A 19,513-nucleotide genomic window follows, 5' to 3' on the forward strand; every position below is an offset into this window, starting at 1 on the left:
GGACTTCCTGATCAAAAGTGGTCGCATGGCCAAAGCGTAGTGGGTCTGAGCGCACGGGGGTAATTTCCTTCAATACCGCCCGGTGTGTGCTGGCTACTGTGAGCGCCTTGTTCCTCGATTTGAAGCAGGTGTGCGATGAGTCTGATTGTGTCGATGGCGGCGTTTGCCCTGGCCGCGTCCATTACCCCGGGGCCGGTGAATATCGTGGCGTTGAGTTCCGGTGCGCAGTTCGGTTTTCGTGCCAGCCAGCGGCATGTGGCCGGGGCGACGCTGGGGTTTGTGCTGTTGCTGGTGTTGATGGGGTTGGGGCTGCACGAAGTGTTGAAACTGTGGCCGTCGCTGACCCGCGTGGTGCAACTGGCCGGCGTGGCGTTTCTGCTGTTCATGGCCTGGAAGCTGGCCACCGATGACGGGCGGTTGAACGCGAAGGATTCCGGGCGGGCACCGTCGATGCTTTATGGCGCGGTGATGCAATGGCTCAATCCCAAGGCCTGGCTGGCCTGCGTGGCGGGGATGGGCGCGTTTGTCGCCGATGGCGAGGCGCGGCTGGTGTGGCAGTTTGCGGCGGTGTATCTGGTGATCTGTTATCTGTCGGTAGGTTGCTGGGTCTATGCCGGGACGTTTCTGCGTGGCTATCTCGGTAACCCGGCGGGGATGCGGTTGTTCAATCGGGGGATGGCGTTGCTGTTGGCGGTGAGTGCGGGGTATCTGTTGCTGCCGTGAGCGGGGCGGCCCTTGGGTTTAAAGGTGTTTAAGGATGCGTCCGGCAAGCCACAACACCTTGCGCCATTGCCTACGCATCCGCCAGAATCCGCCGGCTTGTGGGCCTTGGGGCCGGGTTTTATCGTGTGTCGGTCGCTGACGAATCAGCGACCGGACTTGACCGTCCGACTCAATCAAGGCGCCAGCGTGCCGTTTTCGTTCAGCTTTCATGGCTGTTCGTTTTATGGCGGTTGTGCGCGGGATACCTTCGGGTATGCCGGGTTCCTTGATTCCCGGTCGGTCAACCCGCGTACAGCTGCCACCTGTTTCGATTGACCGCGAACGGTTGCAGCTCCGCCTATCAAGGAGCTTCACCATGATCAAGCCAACGCCAAACCCGCCTGAAACAGATACAACCTCGCCCTACGAAACCCTCGATTCAAAGAAATTCCACGAAGCCGCCGAACGCGCCCTCGATCACTACCTCAATCCGTTCCACCCCAGAAAGCCGCTGCTCAAACCCAACACCCGCTACCTCATCGCCCCCGGCATCCCGAACGAAGAACTGCTGGCCGACGCCTGTGAAACCCTGACCTCGGCCAAAACCATGGCCACCGACTTCGCCGGACTGGTGGATGGCTCGCATCGGCATGTGCTGCTGGGTATTGCGCAACTGATCATGCTGGGGGAACTGGCGGTGAATCGGGCGCTGGATAATCTGGAGGTGGCAGCTGAACCTCGCGTCTGAGTGATGGAACCGAAACGGCTCCTTTAAGGGGTCGTTTTTGCGTCCGCAGGACACAGTTCACCAACGACCATTCGTCTTGAAGTCTGCCTCACCTGTCAGATCTGACAGGTGACGATGCGCCCCTTTCGCGGTGTGATGAGGTTCGAACCCGATATGGCCGGCGCCGGCGCCAGGAGAACAAGATGAACATCAACGTCAATTCACTGGAAGCTGATGCAGTGCTCAAGCTCTATCCCTTGCATCTCCCCGGCTCGATACAAACGGTGCAACCGCCGGGATATGCCGATCGCGGGGTGCCCCGTTCCATTTATTCGGCAATTCAACCCCTGGCCATCGTGGTTGATCCGTTGGTGATGCTGGCCAATTCGAAAAATGGTGCGCTGGGTGGCGTGCTTGAAGCTTACGATACCGTGACGGTGTGGGTGAACGGCGTTGCGACGGGCGCGAGTGACTACGTCAGGCCAGGTAAGGAAAGCGAACGGATGTTGTTGCATCTTCAGCCGGGATGGTTCAACGACGGTGTAAACACAATGCGTTATCGGGTACAGCGACTGAGCGGAAATAACGAGGATTCTCTGCCATTGAAGGTGCTGTATTACAACCCGGCCTCCGGCGTCACGGTCAGCCATCCGCCAAGTGTCGGTCCGGGACAAACGGGACCAATCACCATCACCATCAGCTACCCGCGCCCCTATGGAACCGTGACGCTGACCATCGGCAACTGGAGCATCACGTTTAACAACTTCGATGACACCAAACCGATCATTTACCACCTGACGCTCACTGACCTCCAGCAGATCGGTGACGGTACCCACCCAGTCAGCGCCATACATATTGATCAACTTACTAACAGCAATGTGTCGCCGACGACCTCTATCGTTATCACCGCCAACACACTTGTTTTACGGCCCCCCACCGTCACGGGGCAGACAGGCAACAACTTCAATCCGACCTTGCAGAATGTCGAGGTAGTGGTGCCTGCGGGCACTCTGTTGCCCAGCGACAAGGTCCACGTCGTATGGGAGGGCGCGATCAGTGCGCCAGGGGCTTCCTTCACCAGTCCGCAACGCCTGGTCAGTGCGGGTCTGAAATTCGTGGTACCGCGCTCGGTGCTGGCCTACAGCCTGGGCAAAGGGGTCAAGGTCACCTATGTCATCGAGCGCAATGGTGTCTTGACCTCATCGCAAGTCTTGCCACTGAACATCCTGCCATTGCCCGCCACGGCGCTGATCCCGCCGAAAATTCTGGAAGCGAATGCGAACAACGTGCTCGACGTCACTGCGCTGGGCACCAAAAACGCGACGAATCACGCCTTGCTCTGGACGCTGATTGCCGATGGCATGCCGTGTTGGCTTTCGCTGGAGGGCAAGAACGCGGACGGTACGGTCGTTAATCTGCCCTTGTGGAATGGTCTGCCGGCGCGGGTCAATCCGACTTGGGTCAGTCAGGGTTTCTGGCCTCAAGTGTTGGAGAACAGCTTCCTTAAGGAACTTGGAGATGGAACTTCACTGATCATCAAGTTCGCGGTGTCGATGGACATGAGCAATGTCAGGGCGACGGCCGTGGAGTTTCCGGATCGGGTCTACACGATCAAGGCTGTGGCGCTCATTGCGCCAACCATCGTCAACGTGAACGAAAACACCGCCACCGGTAAACCTGTTGCGAACGCAGGAACCACCACGGCAACCACGCTGGTGATCAGCGGAAAGTTGAGCCCTGGTCAGCAGGGCGAGTTGTACGATGGCAGCGGCGCGAGCGCGAAGCCGTTGGGCAAGGTGACCGCCAACGCGGCGGGCGACTATTCGATTACCATCACGGTCGCGCAGGGCGCCCATCGGTTCTACATTCAGTCGCTGTATCACCCCGGGACGGTGTATTCCAATGTCTGGACGCTGACTGTTGTTGCTCTCGTGATACCGACCATCGTCAATGTGAACGAAAACAACGCCAACGGTAAACCTGTTGCGAACGCAGGAACCACCACGGTGCCCACTCTGTTTTTCAGAGGCAAGCTGAGCCCCCATCAGCAGGGCGAGTTGTACGATGGCAGCGGCGCGACCGCGAAGCCGTTGGGCAAGGTGACCGCCAACGCGGCGGGCGACTATTCGATCACCATCACGGCCGCGCAGGGCGCCCATCGGTTCTACATTCAGTCGCTGTATCACCCCGGGAATGTGTACTCCAATGTCTGGACCCTGACTGTCGTGGCCCTCGTCAACGCAACTATCACCAAGGTGAACGAAAACACCGCCACCGGTGCGCTCGTTGCACATGGAGCATCTACCCATGCGATTAGGCTTGTGATTACAGGCACGGCTAATGCCGGTGAAAATGCTGAGCTGCGTGACAACAATTCGGTGATAGATACATTTGTCGTGGACGCGAAGGGTGATTTCCAGCGAACCGTAACGGGGCAGGCGGTTGGTAATCATAATTATAGAGTCAGAGAGTTGGGCAACGGGACGGAGTCGGCAATTAGATCACTTACAGTTGTGGCCTGGAGAGATTCGATAACGGATTTCAATAATGGTACTTCTGGAGGTTGGCTGAAGGGGCCAGCAGGCTTTCAAGGCGCTATCGCTGGGGGAGTATTTCGGAATTTAACTCCGGCCCATACTGGTCATGCTGGTGTATTGTTCAGTCAGTCATTTCAGTTGGTCGGTGGAAGTAGGTATTCGTTCAGCTATCGAGTTCGTAATATATCCCCCCAACCTCCGGATCTGGCACCTTCATTTTCGGTAAGCACATCTTCGGGGCTGACGATTCTTCCGGTTTTCAATGTACCTCGAAATAGTCAGTGGTATACGCAGTCGAATGTTTTCAGTGTCACTACGAGCGGTACATATCGAGTAAATCTAGTAAGCCACCAAGATAGAGGTGGAGGTAATAACGGTGACGGTGGTAACGACTATGAAATCGACGACCTTATTATGAGATGGGTCAGTTAGCGTAAAAAACGTAAAAGGGGACGCGTAAAGAATAAGAGGGGACGCATCTATTTTCCTGCGACAAAGCCATGATCAATGACTTTGCCGATTACCCTCAAGGCCCGCAGCAATGCGGGCCGTTTTGTTATCCCCGATACTGTCCCGGCGTCGCCGCCAGATGCTGCTTGAACGCCCGCTGAAAGTGCGCCTGGTCAGCAAACCCGGCCTCCAGCGCCACATCCGCAATCAACTGCCCGCGACGCAGACACTCACGGGCAAATTGAATGGCGAGTAAAAGGGGACGCATTTATTTACCTGCGACAAAGTCATGACCAATGACTTTGCTAGTTACCCTGACGGCCCGCAGCAATGCGGGCCGTTTTGCTGTTATCCCCGGTACTGCCCCGGCGTAGCCGCCAGATGCTGCTTGAACGCCCGCTGAAAATGCGCCTGATCGGCAAACCCTGCCTCCAGCGCCACATCCGCAATCAACTGCCCGCGCCGCAGGCACTCACGGGCAAACTGAATGCGCTGGTTAATCAGAAACGCATGAGGCGTCATGCCGTAATGCTGTTTGAAGGCACGAATCAGGTATGACGGTGACAATTCGGCAGCGGCGCAGATGTCGTCGAGGCTGAGCAGGTCGGTGCAATGCTGGCGTATGAACTCGGCGGCGCGTTCGAGTTTGAAGTTTGGCTCGCGCAATGGTTGTTCGATGGGGTTCAGGCGCAGTTGCAGATCACTGAAGAACTCCACTGCCGCGCTCTGTTTGCGCAGCACGTCTTGCTGATCGTCGACCAACACTGCGTACAACGCATTCAAGTCGCGAAACAGGCGGGCATCATTCAAATGCGTATCGGAAAACCGCCGAAACTCAAGCTCCGCGCTGAACCCCAGCTGATGCTGCAGATCCGTCAGCCACGGCGTTTCCACATACAACATCAGATACGACCATGGCTGATCATCGATCGGGTTGCACGCGTGCACATCCCCCGGATTCATCAGCACCACGGTGCCAGCCGCCACTTCGAACGAGGATTGCTCATGCACATAGGTGCTGCGCCCGGCGGTGATCGCGCCGATGGAGAAGTGCGCGTGGGAATGCCGTGAATAGCAGACCTCACGCCCGTCGGCGATGGCCCGGGCCTCGATGAAGGGCAGGGCGTCGTCGCGCCAGAAACGCGGGGCTTGTTCGGGGTTCTTGGCGACAGCTTTCATCATTGGGGTTCTCGGCAGGCCAGTGCCCGAGTGTATTAGCTCTGGCCGGCGAAGGCTCGTTCCAGTTCGGCGATGTCGAGTTTTTTCATCCCGAACATGGCCTGCATCGCCCGCTGGGCTTTGCTCTGGTCGGCATCGGTCATCATGTGCATGAACGCCACCGGCACGATCTGCCACGACACGCCGAACTTGTCCTTGAGCCAGCCGCATTGCTGCGCTTCCACCGGACCTCCAGCGGACAGGTTGCCCCAGAAATGGTCGACTTCCTCCTGGTTCTGGCAATTGACCTGGAACGAGATCGCCTCATTGAACTTGAACACCGGCCCGCCATTGAGGCCGGTGAAGGTGTGGCCGTCGAGTTCGAAACTGACGGTCATCACCGAGCCTTCCGGGCGACCGTGGAATTCCTGGCCGACCTTGCTGTAGTGGGTCAGGGCGGTGATTTTCGAGTGATCGAAGATCGAGCAGTAAAACTTGGCCGCCGCCTCGGCCTGATCGTCGAACCACAGGCACGGGGTCAGCTTTTGAAAGCGTTGCATGGCAGTCATCCTCGGCAGGTTAGACACGCTGGATTAATAGCGTAGTCAGTTTGTGATCAGCTGGCGGTGCCGTGGATCGAGTGGTTGGCTGTTGTGAGGATGAGGTGTAGTCGTATTGACTTTGAGGTGTGTCAAAAAGACTCTTTTGTGTTTGTGTCAAATTGACTCGTATTTTCGCAACTGGCTGATATTGCTGAGCTAAAAATCTGGCACGCAAGTTGAATTGTTCAACGTACAAACTGATCCGCTCAGGAGTACGAAACATGTTCACTGTCTTCGAGAATCCGCTGAACGTTCTGCACCTGTCGAGCAAAGTGCTCGTCGCCGGTCTGGTCATGTTGCTGGCCGGGATCTATGGCGCTTATCTGTATCAGGGCCACATGCCGATTGCTTTGCTGGTGGCGATGCACGCGATGACCATCGTCGGTCCGACGCTGATCAAGATCGGCTATGTGATGCGTTTGCTGTCGCAGTATCGGCTGGCTCGATACCCAGCCATGGCGGTGGCCTGAGATGCGCAGACTCGCGGCGGCGCCGGTGTTCAGCCTGGGCTTTCGGCCGCTGTTCCTGGCCGGGGCCGGATTCGCCGCTCTGGCGATTCTGATCTGGGGTTTGTGGCTTTACGGCCATTGGTTCGATCTGCAACCGGCGGGCGGCATGCTCGCCTGGCATCGGCATGAAATGCCGTTCGGTTTCGCGGCGGCGATCGTTGCCGGGTTTCTGCTGACGGCGGTGCCCAACTGGACCGGAATTCCCGGTGTACGCGGCGGGGCGTTGATCGCTTTGGTGTCGGTCTGGCTGCTTGGTCGCGTGGCCTGGTGGCTACCGTTGCCCGTTGGATTGATCCTCGGGCTGCAATGGGTTTTTCTGCCGCTGCTGGCGGTGATGCTGACGCGGGACTTGATTGCTGCGGGCAAACGCGACAACTACCCGATTGTGCTGGTGCTCGGGCTGATGGCGGGTTGTCAGGCACTAACCTTGATTGGCCTGTTCAACGATGACACCGGTTTGCAGCGCCAAGGCGTGCTGGGCGCGTTGTGGCTGATTGCGGCGCTGATGACTGTGATTGGCGGGCGAGTGATTCCGTTCTTTATCCAGCGTGGCTTGAACCGTCCACCGGCACCGGTCGCCAACCCACTGCCAACACGCTTGCTGCTGATCGGCAGCCTGCTGACCGCCGTCACATTTGCGGCAGGGCTCAATGATTCGCCACGGCTGTGGCTGGCGGGCTTGTTTGCGCTCACCGGCAGTTTGCAAATGCTGCGGCTGATCCGCTGGCATGATCGCGGGATGTGGCGGGTGCCGCTGCTGTGGTCGCTGTACCTGGCTTACGGCTGGATGGCGTTGGCGACTTGGGACATGGCGGCCTGGCATCTCGGACTGCTCGGCCAGCAAAGCCTGGCGACCCATGCACTGGCGGTCGGCGGCGTGGGCGGGTTGATTCTGGCGATGATTGCACGGGTCAGCCTCGGTCACACCGGCCGGTTGTTGCAACCGCCGAAAGCCGTGGTGCTGGGGTTTGCATCGGTGTTGATCGCGGCGGGTTGCCGGGTGTTGCTGGTGCCGTTTTCCAGCCTCGGCCTCGGTTTGTCTGTGGCGCTCTGGTGCGCGGGGTTCGCGCTGTTTTTACGGCATTACACCGGGATCCTGCTCAAGCCGAGGCTGTAGCTTTTTCAGCCGCGACGCTCGGCAATCATCAACAACGACTGTGGCACAGGGCTTTGCGGATGTTGTGGCTCGCGCAGACTGCTCAACTGAAATCCGGCCATGTCCAGCGCATTCAGCCAACTGGACAAGGTGCGGAAATACCACGGCATCGGTCGCCATTGGCCCTTGAATCCATCGAAGGTTTCCTCCCGCCAGCCATCCTGATAATCACCCGCTGCCACCGACCACGGATGCAGCGTCTGGATCACCAGCGCACCGCCGGGCACGAGCAGGGCGTTCATGGCGGCGAGCAGCGGGATGATGTCCTGATGCAGCAGGGAAAAGTTGGCGCAGATCAGGTTGTAATCGCGGCCGATGTCGACTTTCGCTTCTACCAAATCTTCATAGCTGGCGACCTGCACCGGTGACGATCCTGCCGCTTGCGCTGCCTCCACCAGTGTTGCATCACCGTCCACGCCGACCGCTTCGATCCCGCGTTCGGCCAGCGCCCGCAACAACCAGCCTTCGCCGCATCCCAGATCGAGCACGCGCTCGGGTTGGCGCCCCATGATTGCCAGCAGAATGGCCTGATCGGTGACCTGCCGACGGCTCTCGATGGCGCCGCTGCGCACGGCTTCGGTCCAGGCCAGGGCGTTGTGGTGCCAGCTCTGGAGCAGGGTGGATTCAGGCGAGGGCATGGCGAGCTCCGAGGATGCGGGTGCAGACAAGGATAGGTCAGGTGTAGTCGGCCAGACGAATCCGGTTGCGACCGCTACGCTTGGATTCGTAGAGCGCGCTGTCGCCCTGTTCGATCAATGCAGTGAGGCTGGTCGGCGGCTGATCGAACACCTTGGCGCCGATGCTCAGGGTGACCGCTTCCGGGGTGACGTAGGACTGAGAAGTCATCTGCTGAAACTGCTCACGCAACGCACTGCCCAGCACCATGATCTGTTCGTGGGACGCATCGCCCAGCAGCATCACGAATTCGTCACCGCCCAGCCTTGCCGCCAGTGCGCCCTTGGGCAGCACCGCGCGGATCATTTCGCTGAGGGCGATGAGCAGCCGATCGCCAGCGGCATGGCCATACAGGTCGTTGATCAGTTTGAAGTTGTCGATGTCGATCAGCAGCAGGGCGCCGGGGCGAGTGCTGGATACTTGATCGAGCAGGCGCGGCGCGCGGACTTCGAGAGCGCGGCGGTTGTACAGCGCGGTCAGCGGATCCCGGGCGGCCAGTTCGGCAATCTGTTTTTCCCGGCGGTAGCGCTCGGTGCCGGTCATCGACAGTGCGATCAGCATGATCGCCATCGCGCCCTCGACCAGAGAAATCTGAATGATCTCACCGCGCAGCGACGCCAGATCGATCAGCGTGCCCGGAATCACTGCGATGATCGCTTTGGTGAAATAGAACGCGCCGTGGATCAGCAGTACATAGCGCAGTTGCACCGCACCGATACTCAGCGACTTGCCGTGAGGGCGCAGCAACAGACTGGCCCGCAGCATCAACAGCGCAATCAGCAGCGAGTTGGCCATCAGCATGATCTTCGACCACGCCGGATCTTCCGGTAACAGCAGCAACGCCAGCCATGCGAGGAACATCAAGTACCAGGCCCGCGACAACCGGCGTTGGGTAAACTGCGCGACGCCCAGCAGGAACAGCCAATGCGCAACGACCAGCAAACCGTTGGCGAACCAGATGCCGATCAACGGATATCCGTTGGCGCGCAGCAGTGCAAGGCTCGAGCCGACGGTGATGGTGGCGAAACCGGCGCTCCAGAACAGCAGTGAGGATTCGCGGATGCTGCGCCATTCGACCGCCAGATACAGGGCGGCCGCCGCGGCCAGGGCGGTGGAAATGGTGAGCATCGTGAGGGGATCGAGCGCCATGAACGGACGGGTCTGCCTGGATAGTGGTAATGGGCCACGATTGTAAGCGTTCGCCCGATGGGCTGCTATTTTCACTCACCGGTTATTCCATTTTCAGGCGAGGTGTTCCATGGACCGGTTTACTGGCGGTTGTCTGTGCGGCGAGGTGCGGATCGAGGCGTCGGGGCGACCTTACCGTGTCGGGATTTGTCACTGCCTCGATTGCCGTAAGCACCATGGGGCGCTGTTTCATGCATCGGCCATCTTTCCCGAGGACGCGGTGACGATTACCGGCGAGACCCATGACTATGCCGGGCGACATTTCTGCCCGCGCTGCGGGTCGTCGGTGTTCGGCCGCAGCGGCGATGAAGTCGAGGTGAGTCTGGGCGCGATGGATGCGCCGGATCAATTCCGGCCCACCTATGAGTTGTGGACGGTGCGTCGCGAGTCGTGGCTGCCGACGTTTCCATTGGCCAGACACTATGTGGGTAATCGCAAGGCAACGGGGCGAACCGAAGAATAGCCGGGGTCAGGCTGGGAGCCTGAGCCCGGCCAATAGGGTCAGCCGCGAATGAAGGCCAGCAGATCCGCGTTGATCGTCGGCGCTTCGGTGGTCGGCATCCCGTGAGGGAAGCCCGGATAAATCTTCAGCGTGCTATTTTTCAGCAGTTTTGCCGACAGCACACCGGAGTCTTCATACGGCACGATCTGGTCGTCATCGCCGTGCATCACCAGCACCGGGATCGAAATGCCTCTCAGGTCTTCGGTGAAGTCGGTCTGGGAGAAAGCGACGATCCCGTCATAGTGCGCCTTGGCGCCGCCCATCATGCCTTGACGCCACCAGTTGAGCACGACGGGTTCCGAAGGTTTGGCTCCCGGCCGGTTGTAACCATAGAACGGACCGGCCGGCACATCGTGATAGAACTGCGCGCGATTGGCTGCCAGTTGGGCCTGAAGATCGTCGAACACCGACTTCGGCAGACCGCCCGGATTGCTCTCGGTTTTCACCATCAGCGGCGGCACGGCACTGATGATCGCGGCTTTGGAAACCCGATCCTCGCCATGCCGGGCGATGTAATGGATGACTTCGCCGCCACCGGTGGAATGGCCGACATGCACGGCTTTTTGCGTTCCCAGATGATTGACCACCGCCGCCACGTCATCGGCGTAGTGATCCATGTCGTGGCCGTCCCAGACCTGGCTCGAGCGTCCGTGACCGCGTCGGTCGTGGGCCACTACCCGGAAGCCCTGAGCGAGGAAGAACAGCATCTGCGCATCCCAATCGTCCGAGCTCAGCGGCCAGCCGTGGTGGAAGTGGATCACCGGGGCATCTTTCGGGCCCCAGTCCTTGTAGAAGATTTCGACGCCGTCTTTCGTTGTGACATAGCCCATGTTCGCTACTCCTGAAAAATGCGGAACGGAAACGTGAAGGGGTGAAGACAAGCGCTATGAACTCTAGGATTGAAGTGCACTTTAAGGTCAAGCAAGTTCCGAACGGTCATCGCTGGCGTGAATGGTGGGCCATAGCCGTTGTGCGCTTGACCTTAAAGTTTGGTTGAACCTTAGAGTGGCGCTGACCGGCCACCTGCCGGGCCACTCATCGAGAAAGGTCAGCGAACATGAGCAAGCGCTTTACAGAAGTCGAATTCGGATCGCACAAGGTCGAGGTGCTGGAGGGCGGCTACTACGACCGTTTTCGTATGAACCCCAATCTCGACGAAGTGGCCCGGGACAAGGCTGCCGGCAATATCGACTTCTTCCGGCGCATTCCCAAGCAGCAGGTCGCTTCGAGAGTCGGCCCGACCTGGGCGCCGAACTTCTATTACCGTTCCGGCAGCGTGCAGTTGCTGTTCCTGGCGCCGCTGGACCGTCTGCGCGCTACCTTGCCTGCGCCGCTTGAACCGCTGCGGGCATTTCCCGGTTATGGGCTGGTGGCGCTGACATTTTTCTCCTACTCGGTTTGCGACAACGATCCGTACGACGAAGTCTCCGTGGCGATCGTCGTGCGTCGTCCCGGCGCCCGTGGCTCCCATGTGCTGGAGCTGATGGACGCCATGCGCCGGCGTAGCTTCACCGCCCATGTGCTGGCGCTGCCGGTGAACACCGAAATCGCCCGGGTGCGCGGCGTGCACGGCTATCAATTGCCCAAGTGGCGCGCCGACATCAACGTGAACATCGGCACCAGCGTCAGCGCCCGTATTGACGGGCCCAAGGGCCTGCCGGACCTGATCCTGAAAGCGCCGCTGCCGACCCTGCAAAACGTTACGCCGCAATCGCGCATGAGCACCGCCACCATGATTCATCAGGTCGATGGTCTGTGGCATCAGAGCGTGGTGCAGAGCAACACACTATCCTTTGCCCAACGCCTGTTTCCCCGCGATGTGCAGCTGGATCGCAACGGCGGCCCCCTGAGCCAGTTGCTCGACGGCCTCGGGGCTTCGCGGATCCTGCGTCTGGACGTGATCAAGGACGCCCAGATCGTGCTCAACCTGCCGGTGCCGCTGACGGCGTTCGGTCAGGCCGGTGTCACCCCAAGAGAGGCTGCCAAATGACACGTCGAATCCTGCACGTCGTGACCAATGTCGCCCACTATGCCGACCCGACCGAACCCACCGGGCTATGGCTCGGGGAGTTGACCCATGCCTGGCAGGTGTTCGCGGAAAAAGGCTTCGAGCAGCGACTGGTCAGCCCCAGGGGCGGGCGGAGTCCACTGGAGCCTCGGGCATTGAAGTGGCCGATGCTCGACCGCTCGGCCAAGACCTGGCTGAACGATCCGGCGAGCATGGCGCTGCTGGCGAACACCGCCAGCCCGGAGCAGATCGACAGCGCGGATTTCGACGCCATCTATTTCACCGGCGGGCACGCGGTGATGTGGGACTTTCCCGACGACCCCGGCCTGCAACGGCTGACCAGGGAAATCTTCGAGCGCGGCGGGATCGTTTCGTCGGTCTGCCATGGTTATTGCGGGTTGCTCAATACGCGGTTGTCGGACGGCAGCCTGCTGGTGGCGGGGCGCAAGGTCACCGGTTACTCGTGGATGGAAGAAGTGCTGGCCGGTGTCGCGAAAAAAGTACCGTACGACTCGGAGCAACAGATGAAGGATCGCGGGGCGCGCTACGAAAAGGCGTTTCTGCCATTCACCTCGAATGTGGTGACCGACGGCAAACTGGTGACCGGACAGAACCCGCAATCGGCCAAAGCCACGGCGCAACAAGTAGCCGCGATGCTGTAGATCCATGACCGGTGGTCGCGGCGGCTGGTCGTCGGGGCAAAATGCGCTTAGCTGAAAGGGATAAGCCGAGGTGTGCACGGCATCGAATGCTGTCGCAACGCCCCTTCAGAACACCGTGAGTCTGAGGAAATCCCCGATGCTGACCTTGAACATCAATGGCAAGGATCAGGAGCTCGATGTCCCCGCGGACATGCCGTTGCTCTGGGTTCTGCGCGACGTCGCGCACCTGACCGGCACCAAGTTCGGTTGCGGCATGGCCCAGTGCGGGGCCTGCACCGTGCATGTCGATGGTGCACCGCTGCGCGCCTGTATAACGCCGGCCACTGCCGTCGCCCATGGCCAGAAAATCCTCACCATCGAAGGCCTGTCGACCGACGGTTCGCACCCGGTGCAACAGGCCTGGGCTGAACTGGACGTGGTGCAGTGCGGTTACTGCCAGTCCGGGCAGATCATGTCCGCCGCCGCGTTGCTGGCCAAAATCCCCAAACCCACCGACAGCGACATCGATCAGGCGCTCTCCGGCAATATCTGCCGCTGCGGCACGTATCCAAGAATCCGCGCAGCGGTCAAACGTGCCGCCGACATTGGCTGAGCGAGGGGAGGTGAGTGATGAACAGTCCTGTATCCCGTCGCGGATTTCTCAAGGGCAGTGCCGTGCTTGGCGGTGGTCTCGTCGTGGCTTTCGTGGTGCCCGGCGGCAACCGCTTCGCCATGGCGGCCGAGAATGAAGGCAAGGTGTTTGCGCCGAACGCGTTCCTGCGGATTGCGCCGGACAACAGCGTCACCGTGCTGCTCGGCCATTCGGAAATGGGCCAGGGCATCTGGACCGGCCTGACCATGCTGATCGCCGAAGAGCTGGACGCCGACTGGTCGAAGATCCGCGTCGAGCACTCGCCGGCCTCGGCGGCCGATTACGGCATGCCCGGTTTCGGCGGGATGCAGATTACCGGCGGCTCGACCTCGACCTGGATGGAATTCGACCGCTACCGACTCGCAGGCGCCACGGCCCGGCAGATGCTGATCGAGGCGGCGGCCAAGCGTTTCAACGTGGCGCCGTCGACGATCCACACCGAATCCGGTGTGGTGATTGCTGGCGACAACCGCGCCACTTACGGCGAACTGGCGGACGCCGCCGGGCAACTGCCGGTGCCGGATCCGAAGTCGATCACCTTCAAGGAAGCCAAGGACTGGAAAGTCATCGGCAAACCCACCAGACGCCTCGACACCCCGGAGAAAATCACCGGCCGTGCGAAGTTCGGCATGGACGTGCAGTTCGACGGACTGATGACGGCGATGGTCGCGCGCGCCCCGGTGTTCGGCGCCACGGTGAAATCCTTTGAAGGTGCGCAGGCACTGGCCGTTCCAGGCGTACATAAAGTGGTGCAGGTGCCGACCGGCGTGGCGGTGATCGCCGATCATTACTGGGCGGCGAAATTGGGGCGTGATGCGCTGAAGGTTGATTGGGATCTGGGGCCGCACGCGGATCTCAGCAGCGAAAAACTGCTGGAGAGTTTCCGCAAACTCGCCGCCACACCGGGCATTTCCGCCAGTCAGGCCGGTGATGCCAAGGGCGGCTTTGGCAAAGCAGCGAAGAAAATCGATGTCGAGTACAGCGTGCCTTATCTGGCTCATGCGCCGATGGAACCGCTGAACTGCACGGTGAAGATCAGCGCCGACAAGTGCGAGATCTGGACCGGCACCCAGTTTCAGACGCTGGACCAAATGGTTGCCGGCAAGATCACCGGATTGAAACCGGAGCAGGTGGAGATTCATACCGAATTCCTCGGCGGTGGTTTCGGTCGGCGGGCCAACCCGACGTCGGACTTTGTCGCCGAAGCGGTGCAGGTGGCGAAGGCCGCCGCGATGCCGGTGAAAACCGTGTGGTCGCGGGAGGATGATATCCGGGGCGGTTATTACCGTTCGATGTTTCTGCATCAGGCACGGATCGGTCTCGGCGCGGATGGCTTGCCGCTGGCCTGGCAGCATGTGCTGGTCGGGCAGTCGATCATGGCCGGCACGTTCATGGAACAGACCATGGTCAAGAACGGCGTCGATCAGACCTCGGTCGAAGGCGTTGCCGACAGCCCGTACATCAAGGATCTGGCCCATCATCAGGTCGATCTGCATTCGCCGAACACTGGCATCAATGTGTTGTGGCTGCGTTCGGTGGGGCATAGCCACACCGCGTTTGTCATGGAATCGCTGATCGACGAAATGGCCGCAGCGGCGGGCAAGGACCCGGTGGAGTACCGACGAACCTTGCTCAAGGATCACGCCCGGCATCTCGGCGTGTTGAATCTGGCGGTGGAGAAGGCCAACTGGAAAGCACCGCTGCCCGACGGCCATGCGCTGGGCGTGGCGGTGCACGAGTCGTTCGGCAGTTATGTGGCGCAGGTGGCCGAGGTATCGCAGGACAACCTGAAAATTCGCGTGCATCGGGTGGTGTGTGCGGTGGACTGCGGGATTGCGGTCAACCCGCAGAGCATCGCGGCGCAGATGGAATCGTGCATCACCTTCGGCCTGGGCATGGCGTTGCACAGCAAGCTGACGCTCAAGGACGGCCGCGTCGTGCAGTCCAACTATCACGACTATCAAGTGCTGCGCCTGAACGAGATGCCGGTGGTCGAGGTGCACATCGTGCCGAGCACGGACAAGCCCGGCGGTATCGGCGAGGCAGGTGTGCCGCCGACTGCACCAGCGGTGGCCAACGCGGTGTTCGCCCTGACCGGGCAGCGCCTGCGGGAACTGCCGCTGCAACTGTCGGGGGTGTGAGATGAAACGACATCTGTTGTTGGGCGCTGTGATTCTGGTCGGGCTGGGTGGCTATGCCTCGGACCTGTTCGCCGACGATCAGGAGGCCTTGAAAGCCTTCGGCACGGTGCAGAAAGTGTTCCAGAGCCCGCGTTGCCAGAACTGCCACATTCCCGGCGATTCGCCATTGCAGTTCGACGCCGGTACGCCCCACGCGATGAACGTGGTGCGCGGCATGGATGGCAAGGGCGCCGCCGGTTTGCCTTGCGCCACCTGCCACGCCGAAACCAATCCGCCGGCCAGTTATGGCCCCCACGCGCCACCGGGTGCGCCGCACTGGAGCCTGCCGCCGGCCTCGCACAAGATGGCCTGGATCGGCCTGCCGCCAGATCGCTTGTGCGCGATGATCAAGGACCGCAGCAGCAACGGCGACCGGGACTTCGCCGCGCTGATCAAGCACGTCAGCGAGGACAAACTGGTGCTCTGGGGCTGGAATCCCGGGCCGGGGCGGCAACCGGTGCCGGTGCCCCACGACATCTTCGTGAGTCAGTTCAAGCTCTGGGCGGACGCGGGTGGGCCGTGTCCGGTGGCGGGCGGATGAGCATTTGAGTCATCGCCAATCGGGGCTACGCTGAAGGTCACTGATAACAAGGGAGTGTGTGATGCTGGTGCCAGGCAAACCCGTCAATGAAGCGGCTCGAGTGCAAGCGCTGTATGGATTGAACCTGCTCGATTCCGCCCCCGAAGAACGCTTCGACCGTCTGACTCGATTGGCCAGGCGGCTGTTCAACGTACCGATCGCGCTGGTGACGCTGGTGGACAAGGATCGGCAGTGGTTCAAGTCCTGCGTGGGCCTGGACGCCACGGAAACCCCACGGGACGTTTCGTTCTGCGGCCATGCGATCCTCAAGGATGAATTGCTGCTGGTGCCGGATGCCCGCCAGGACGAGCGTTTCCACGACAATCCTTTGGTGATCGGCGACCCGAACATCCGCTTCTACGCCGGTTATCCGCTGACCGTGCCCAACGGTAACAAGATGGGCACCTTGTGCCTGATCGACACCCGTCCCCGCGAACTCGACGACGAAGAGCGCGCCTTGCTGCGCGATCTCGCCGGCATGGCCGAGCAGGAACTGATGGCCGTGCAGATGGCGAGCATGGACGAGCTGACGCTGTTGTCCAACCGACGCGGGTTCATGATGCTGGCCCAGCATGCGCTGGATGCCTGCGCGCGGATGGGCAAGCCGGCGACGCTGCTGTTTTTCGACCTCAACGACTTCAAGCAGATCAACGACCTCTATGGCCATGCCGAGGGCGACAGTGCGCTAAAGACTTTCGCCGATGTATTGCGCATCGCCTTTCGTGAGAGCGACGTGGTCGGGCGGTTGGGCGGCGATGAGTTCGTGGCGTTGCTGACCGGTTCCAGCCACATCGAAACCACGGCGATCATGACGCGGCTCAAGGAGATCCTTGAGGAGCGCAATGCCACGTTGCATCGGGGGTATGCGATTCGCTTCAGTGTCGGCCAGATCGAATACGACCCGCGACGACATGAAACCGTGGACAAGCTGCTGGCGGATGCGGATGGGGCGATGTATGCCCACAAGCAAGCCCTGAAGCGAATCTGACGCTTATTTGGCAAACAACTGCCCGATGTCCTTGAACGCCTTGAACTCCAGGGCGTTCCCGCAGGGGTCGAACAAAAACATCGTGGCCTGTTCGCCCACCAATCCCTGAAAGCGAATCCCCGGTTCGATCACAAACCGCGTGCCCAGCGATTTCAGGCGTTCGGCCAGGGCGTGCCATTCCTCCATCCCCAGCACCACACCAAAATGCGGCACCGGTACGTCGTGTCCGTCCACGGCGTTGGTGTGGGCGGCTTCCTGCGAGGCATTTTTCGGCGCCAGGTGAATCACCAGTTGATGGCCGAAGAAGTTGAAATCGACCCAGTGATCGCTGGAACGACCCTCTTCGAGGCCAAACACTTCACGGTAAAAATGCCGGGCGGCGGCGAGGTCGTACACGGGAATGGCCAGATGGAAAGGGCTGAGTGGCATGGGGTTGGTCTCGATCAACGGTTGGGGTGAGCTGAGTCTAGCGCTGTGCATTTCGATTGAAAGACGATAGTTTTTGCGCCGAGCTCAAATTATTTCGATCAATCGAGGTGTCCATGCTGCGTGAACTCAAGACCTTTCTGGCGGTGGCGCAGCACGGCACGTTTGCTGCGGCGGGCCTGCATGTCGGCCTGACGCAATCGGCGGTCAGCGCGCAGATCCGCAATCTGGAACAAGCGCTGGGCATACGTCTTTTCGACCGCACCGGGCGTCAGGCGATGCTCAATCCGGCAGGGCAACGCGCCGTGCCGATGGCGCAGGAAATGCTCGCCACCTTCAGCCGCATGGCGATCAGTGAAGATGCCAGCGAGTTTCGCGGCGAGCTGAGAATCGGCGCCGTGGCGACCGCACAGACCGGGCTGTTGCCTCAGGCCTTGCTGCGCTTGCGTCAACAGGCACCTGGCGTGGAGCCGAAACTGGTGCCGGGTGTGTCGTTGAACCTGCTGAGCCAGGTGGATGCCGGGGAAGTCGATCTGGCGATCATGATCAAGCCGCCGTTCGAATTGCCCAAGGAGCTGTCGGCGCAGGTGATGCGGCGCGAACCGTTCGTGCTGATCGTGCCGACAACGGTCGAGGGCGATGATCCGCTGCAATTGCTCGCCGAGCATCCCCATGTGCGCTACGACCGCAACTCGTTCGGGGGGCGGCTGGTGACGCGGTTTCTGCGTGAGCAGCGGATTGACGTCCACGTAGCACTGGAGCTGGATGAGCTGGAAGCGATCGTGAAAATGGTCGAATGCGGGCTCGGCGTTTCATTGCTGCCCAGGGCCGGGCTGTGGCTGGAGCATCCGTTGAAGGTGAGGGTGATCGAGTTGGGTGAGCTGACGTTTTATCGGGAGATGGTGCTGTTGCAGCGTTATAGCCAGCGCCGTCAGCCGATTCAGCAGTTGTTCGCTCGTTGCCTGGAATCGCAGGCATGAAAAAGCCCGCCAATCGGCGGGCTTTTTATCGGCAGCGCGAAGATTACTCTTCGATGTTGCCCATGGCGGTGGTGTTGAAGCCGCCGTCCACGTACATGATTTCACCGCTGATGCCCGACGCCAGGTCGGAGCACAGGAAGGCGCCGGCGTTGCCGACTTCTTCGATGGTGACGTTGCGGCGCAGTGGAGTTTGCGCTTCGTTGGCGGCCAGCATCTTGCGGAAGTTCTTGATGCCCGAAGCTGCCAGGGTGCGGATCGGACCGGCCGATACGCAGTTGACGCGGGTGCCGTCCGGGCCCAGGGAGCCAGCCAGGTAACGTACGCCGGCTTCCAGCGAAGCCTTGGCCATGCCCATTACGTTGTAGTTAGGCATGGTGCGCTCGGCGCCCAGGTACGACAGGGTCAGCAGGCTGCCGTTGCGGCCTTTCATCATTTCGCGACCGGCTTTTGCCAGGGCCACGAAGCTGTAGGCGCTGATGTCGTGAGCGATGCGGAAACCGTCACGGGTGGTGGCTTCGGTGAAGTCGCCGTCCAGTTGGTCGCCCGGTGCGAAGCCGACGGAGTGCACGATGCAGTCCAGGCCGTCCCACTTCTTGCTCAGTTCTTCGAAGACCTTGGCGATTTCTTCATCGCTGGCCACGTCGCACGGGAAGCACAGCTCAGGGCTCGAGCCCCAGCCCTGTGCGAATTCTTCGACACGACCTTTCAGTTTGTCGTTCTGATAAGTGAAGGCAAGCTCAGCGCCCTCGCGATGCATGGCGGCAGCGATGCCGGATGCGATGGACAGCTTGCTGGCGACACCGACGATCAGTACGCGCTTACCGGCGAGAAAACCCATGTGTTGCTCCTCTT

General features: G+C 60.5%; 20 protein-coding genes and 1 pseudogene. 13 read left to right on the forward strand and 8 right to left on the reverse strand.

Features of this window, described 5'->3' with window-relative positions:
* Window positions 1-135: 135 nt before the first annotated feature.
* The 3 genes from AC07VV_RS00845 (at window position 136) to AC07VV_RS00855 (ending at window position 4,398) form a co-directional block, all read left to right on the forward strand.
* Window positions 136-723, forward strand: coding sequence for a LysE family translocator (locus AC07VV_RS00845; protein WP_495034863.1), 588 nt, complete (start codon window positions 136-138; stop codon window positions 721-723).
* A gap of 355 nt (window positions 724-1,078) precedes the next feature.
* Complete coding sequence (locus AC07VV_RS00850; RefSeq protein ID WP_495034864.1) at window positions 1,079-1,450, forward strand: DUF6124 family protein; 372 nt, start codon at window positions 1,079-1,081, stop codon at window positions 1,448-1,450.
* Between the two features lie 182 nt (window positions 1,451-1,632).
* Window positions 1,633-4,398, forward strand: coding sequence for a hypothetical protein (locus AC07VV_RS00855; protein ID WP_495034865.1), 2,766 nt, complete (start codon window positions 1,633-1,635; stop codon window positions 4,396-4,398).
* 124 nt (window positions 4,399-4,522) lie between these two features.
* On the opposite strand, the pseudogene AC07VV_RS00860 reads toward AC07VV_RS00855, so the two are convergent.
* The 3 genes and pseudogenes from AC07VV_RS00860 to AC07VV_RS00870 form a co-directional block, all read right to left on the reverse strand.
* Window positions 4,523-4,663 (reverse strand): annotated as a pseudogene (locus AC07VV_RS00860) (helix-turn-helix domain-containing protein); the annotation flags it as partial.
* A gap of 101 nt (window positions 4,664-4,764) precedes the next feature.
* On the reverse strand, window positions 4,765-5,598 hold the full coding sequence (locus AC07VV_RS00865; RefSeq protein ID WP_495034866.1) for a helix-turn-helix transcriptional regulator: 834 nt from the start codon (window positions 5,596-5,598) through the stop codon (window positions 4,765-4,767).
* Between the two features lie 32 nt (window positions 5,599-5,630).
* Complete coding sequence (locus AC07VV_RS00870) at window positions 5,631-6,134, reverse strand: VOC family protein (RefSeq protein WP_495034867.1); 504 nt, start codon at window positions 6,132-6,134, stop codon at window positions 5,631-5,633.
* A gap of 263 nt (window positions 6,135-6,397) precedes the next feature.
* Between AC07VV_RS00870 and AC07VV_RS00875 the strand changes: the two genes are divergently transcribed.
* Entirely contained in the window at window positions 6,398-6,646 is a 249-nt protein-coding gene (locus AC07VV_RS00875) for a transmembrane sensor/regulator PpyR (RefSeq protein ID WP_495034868.1), read from the forward strand.
* 1 nt (window position 6,647) lies between these two features.
* Complete coding sequence (locus AC07VV_RS00880; protein WP_495034869.1) at window positions 6,648-7,802, forward strand: NnrS family protein; 1,155 nt, start codon at window positions 6,648-6,650, stop codon at window positions 7,800-7,802.
* 5 nt (window positions 7,803-7,807) lie between these two features.
* Here the strand turns inward: AC07VV_RS00880 and AC07VV_RS00885 are convergent, their stop codons facing one another.
* Window positions 7,808-8,479: a class I SAM-dependent methyltransferase gene (locus tag AC07VV_RS00885; protein WP_495034870.1), complete on the reverse strand. Its 672-nt coding sequence runs from the start codon at window positions 8,477-8,479 to the stop codon at window positions 7,808-7,810.
* A 37-nt stretch (window positions 8,480-8,516) separates the two neighbouring features.
* A complete protein-coding gene (locus tag AC07VV_RS00890; protein ID WP_495034871.1) occupies window positions 8,517-9,665 on the reverse strand; it encodes a GGDEF domain-containing protein in 1,149 nt (382 codons plus the stop codon).
* Window positions 9,666-9,774: 109 nt separating this feature from the next.
* Between AC07VV_RS00890 and AC07VV_RS00895 the strand changes: the two genes are divergently transcribed.
* Window positions 9,775-10,167, forward strand: coding sequence for a GFA family protein (locus AC07VV_RS00895; RefSeq protein WP_495034872.1), 393 nt, complete (start codon window positions 9,775-9,777; stop codon window positions 10,165-10,167).
* Between the two features lie 38 nt (window positions 10,168-10,205).
* Here the strand turns inward: AC07VV_RS00895 and AC07VV_RS00900 are convergent, their stop codons facing one another.
* Window positions 10,206-11,036 (reverse strand): alpha/beta fold hydrolase, encoded by an 831-nt coding sequence (locus AC07VV_RS00900; protein WP_495034873.1) that lies wholly within the window; start codon window positions 11,034-11,036, stop codon window positions 10,206-10,208.
* Window positions 11,037-11,263: 227 nt separating this feature from the next.
* Here AC07VV_RS00900 and AC07VV_RS00905 point away from each other — a divergent pair, with 227 nt between their 5' ends.
* From AC07VV_RS00905 to AC07VV_RS00930, 6 genes are all read left to right on the forward strand, one after another.
* Complete coding sequence (locus tag AC07VV_RS00905; protein ID WP_495034874.1) at window positions 11,264-12,196, forward strand: acetoacetate decarboxylase; 933 nt, start codon at window positions 11,264-11,266, stop codon at window positions 12,194-12,196.
* Window positions 12,193-12,876: a type 1 glutamine amidotransferase domain-containing protein gene (locus AC07VV_RS00910; RefSeq protein ID WP_495034875.1), complete on the forward strand. Its 684-nt coding sequence runs from the start codon at window positions 12,193-12,195 to the stop codon at window positions 12,874-12,876. Before AC07VV_RS00905 ends, AC07VV_RS00910 begins: the two co-directional genes overlap by 4 nt.
* A 136-nt stretch (window positions 12,877-13,012) precedes the next feature.
* The gene (locus AC07VV_RS00915; RefSeq protein ID WP_493091701.1) at window positions 13,013-13,468 is read left to right on the forward strand and encodes a (2Fe-2S)-binding protein; all 456 of its coding nucleotides are present in this window, start codon (window positions 13,013-13,015) and stop codon (window positions 13,466-13,468) included.
* A gap of 17 nt (window positions 13,469-13,485) precedes the next feature.
* The gene (locus tag AC07VV_RS00920; protein ID WP_495034876.1) at window positions 13,486-15,648 is read left to right on the forward strand and encodes a xanthine dehydrogenase family protein molybdopterin-binding subunit; all 2,163 of its coding nucleotides are present in this window, start codon (window positions 13,486-13,488) and stop codon (window positions 15,646-15,648) included.
* A 1-nt stretch (window position 15,649) separates the two neighbouring features.
* Window positions 15,650-16,228 (forward strand): hypothetical protein, encoded by a 579-nt coding sequence (locus tag AC07VV_RS00925; protein WP_495034877.1) that lies wholly within the window; start codon window positions 15,650-15,652, stop codon window positions 16,226-16,228.
* A gap of 61 nt (window positions 16,229-16,289) precedes the next feature.
* Window positions 16,290-17,255, forward strand: a complete 966-nt coding sequence (locus AC07VV_RS00930) for a GGDEF domain-containing protein (RefSeq protein WP_495034878.1) — start codon at window positions 16,290-16,292, stop codon at window positions 17,253-17,255.
* A gap of 3 nt (window positions 17,256-17,258) precedes the next feature.
* Here the strand turns inward: AC07VV_RS00930 and AC07VV_RS00935 are convergent, their stop codons facing one another.
* Window positions 17,259-17,684 carry a VOC family protein gene (locus tag AC07VV_RS00935; protein ID WP_192560461.1) on the reverse strand — a complete coding sequence of 142 codons (426 nt, stop codon included), beginning with the start codon at window positions 17,682-17,684 and terminating at the stop codon, window positions 17,259-17,261.
* Between the two features lie 113 nt (window positions 17,685-17,797).
* Between AC07VV_RS00935 and AC07VV_RS00940 the strand changes: the two genes are divergently transcribed.
* Window positions 17,798-18,661 (forward strand): LysR family transcriptional regulator, encoded by an 864-nt coding sequence (locus AC07VV_RS00940; protein WP_495034879.1) that lies wholly within the window; start codon window positions 17,798-17,800, stop codon window positions 18,659-18,661.
* Between the two features lie 43 nt (window positions 18,662-18,704).
* Here the strand turns inward: AC07VV_RS00940 and fabI are convergent, their stop codons facing one another.
* The gene (gene fabI, locus AC07VV_RS00945; RefSeq protein ID WP_007956947.1) at window positions 18,705-19,499 is read right to left on the reverse strand and encodes an enoyl-ACP reductase FabI; all 795 of its coding nucleotides are present in this window, start codon (window positions 19,497-19,499) and stop codon (window positions 18,705-18,707) included.
* Window positions 19,500-19,513: the final 14 nt, after the last annotated feature.

It is taken from the genome of Pseudomonas sp. GW821-FHT02C04 (assembly GCF_059421845.1).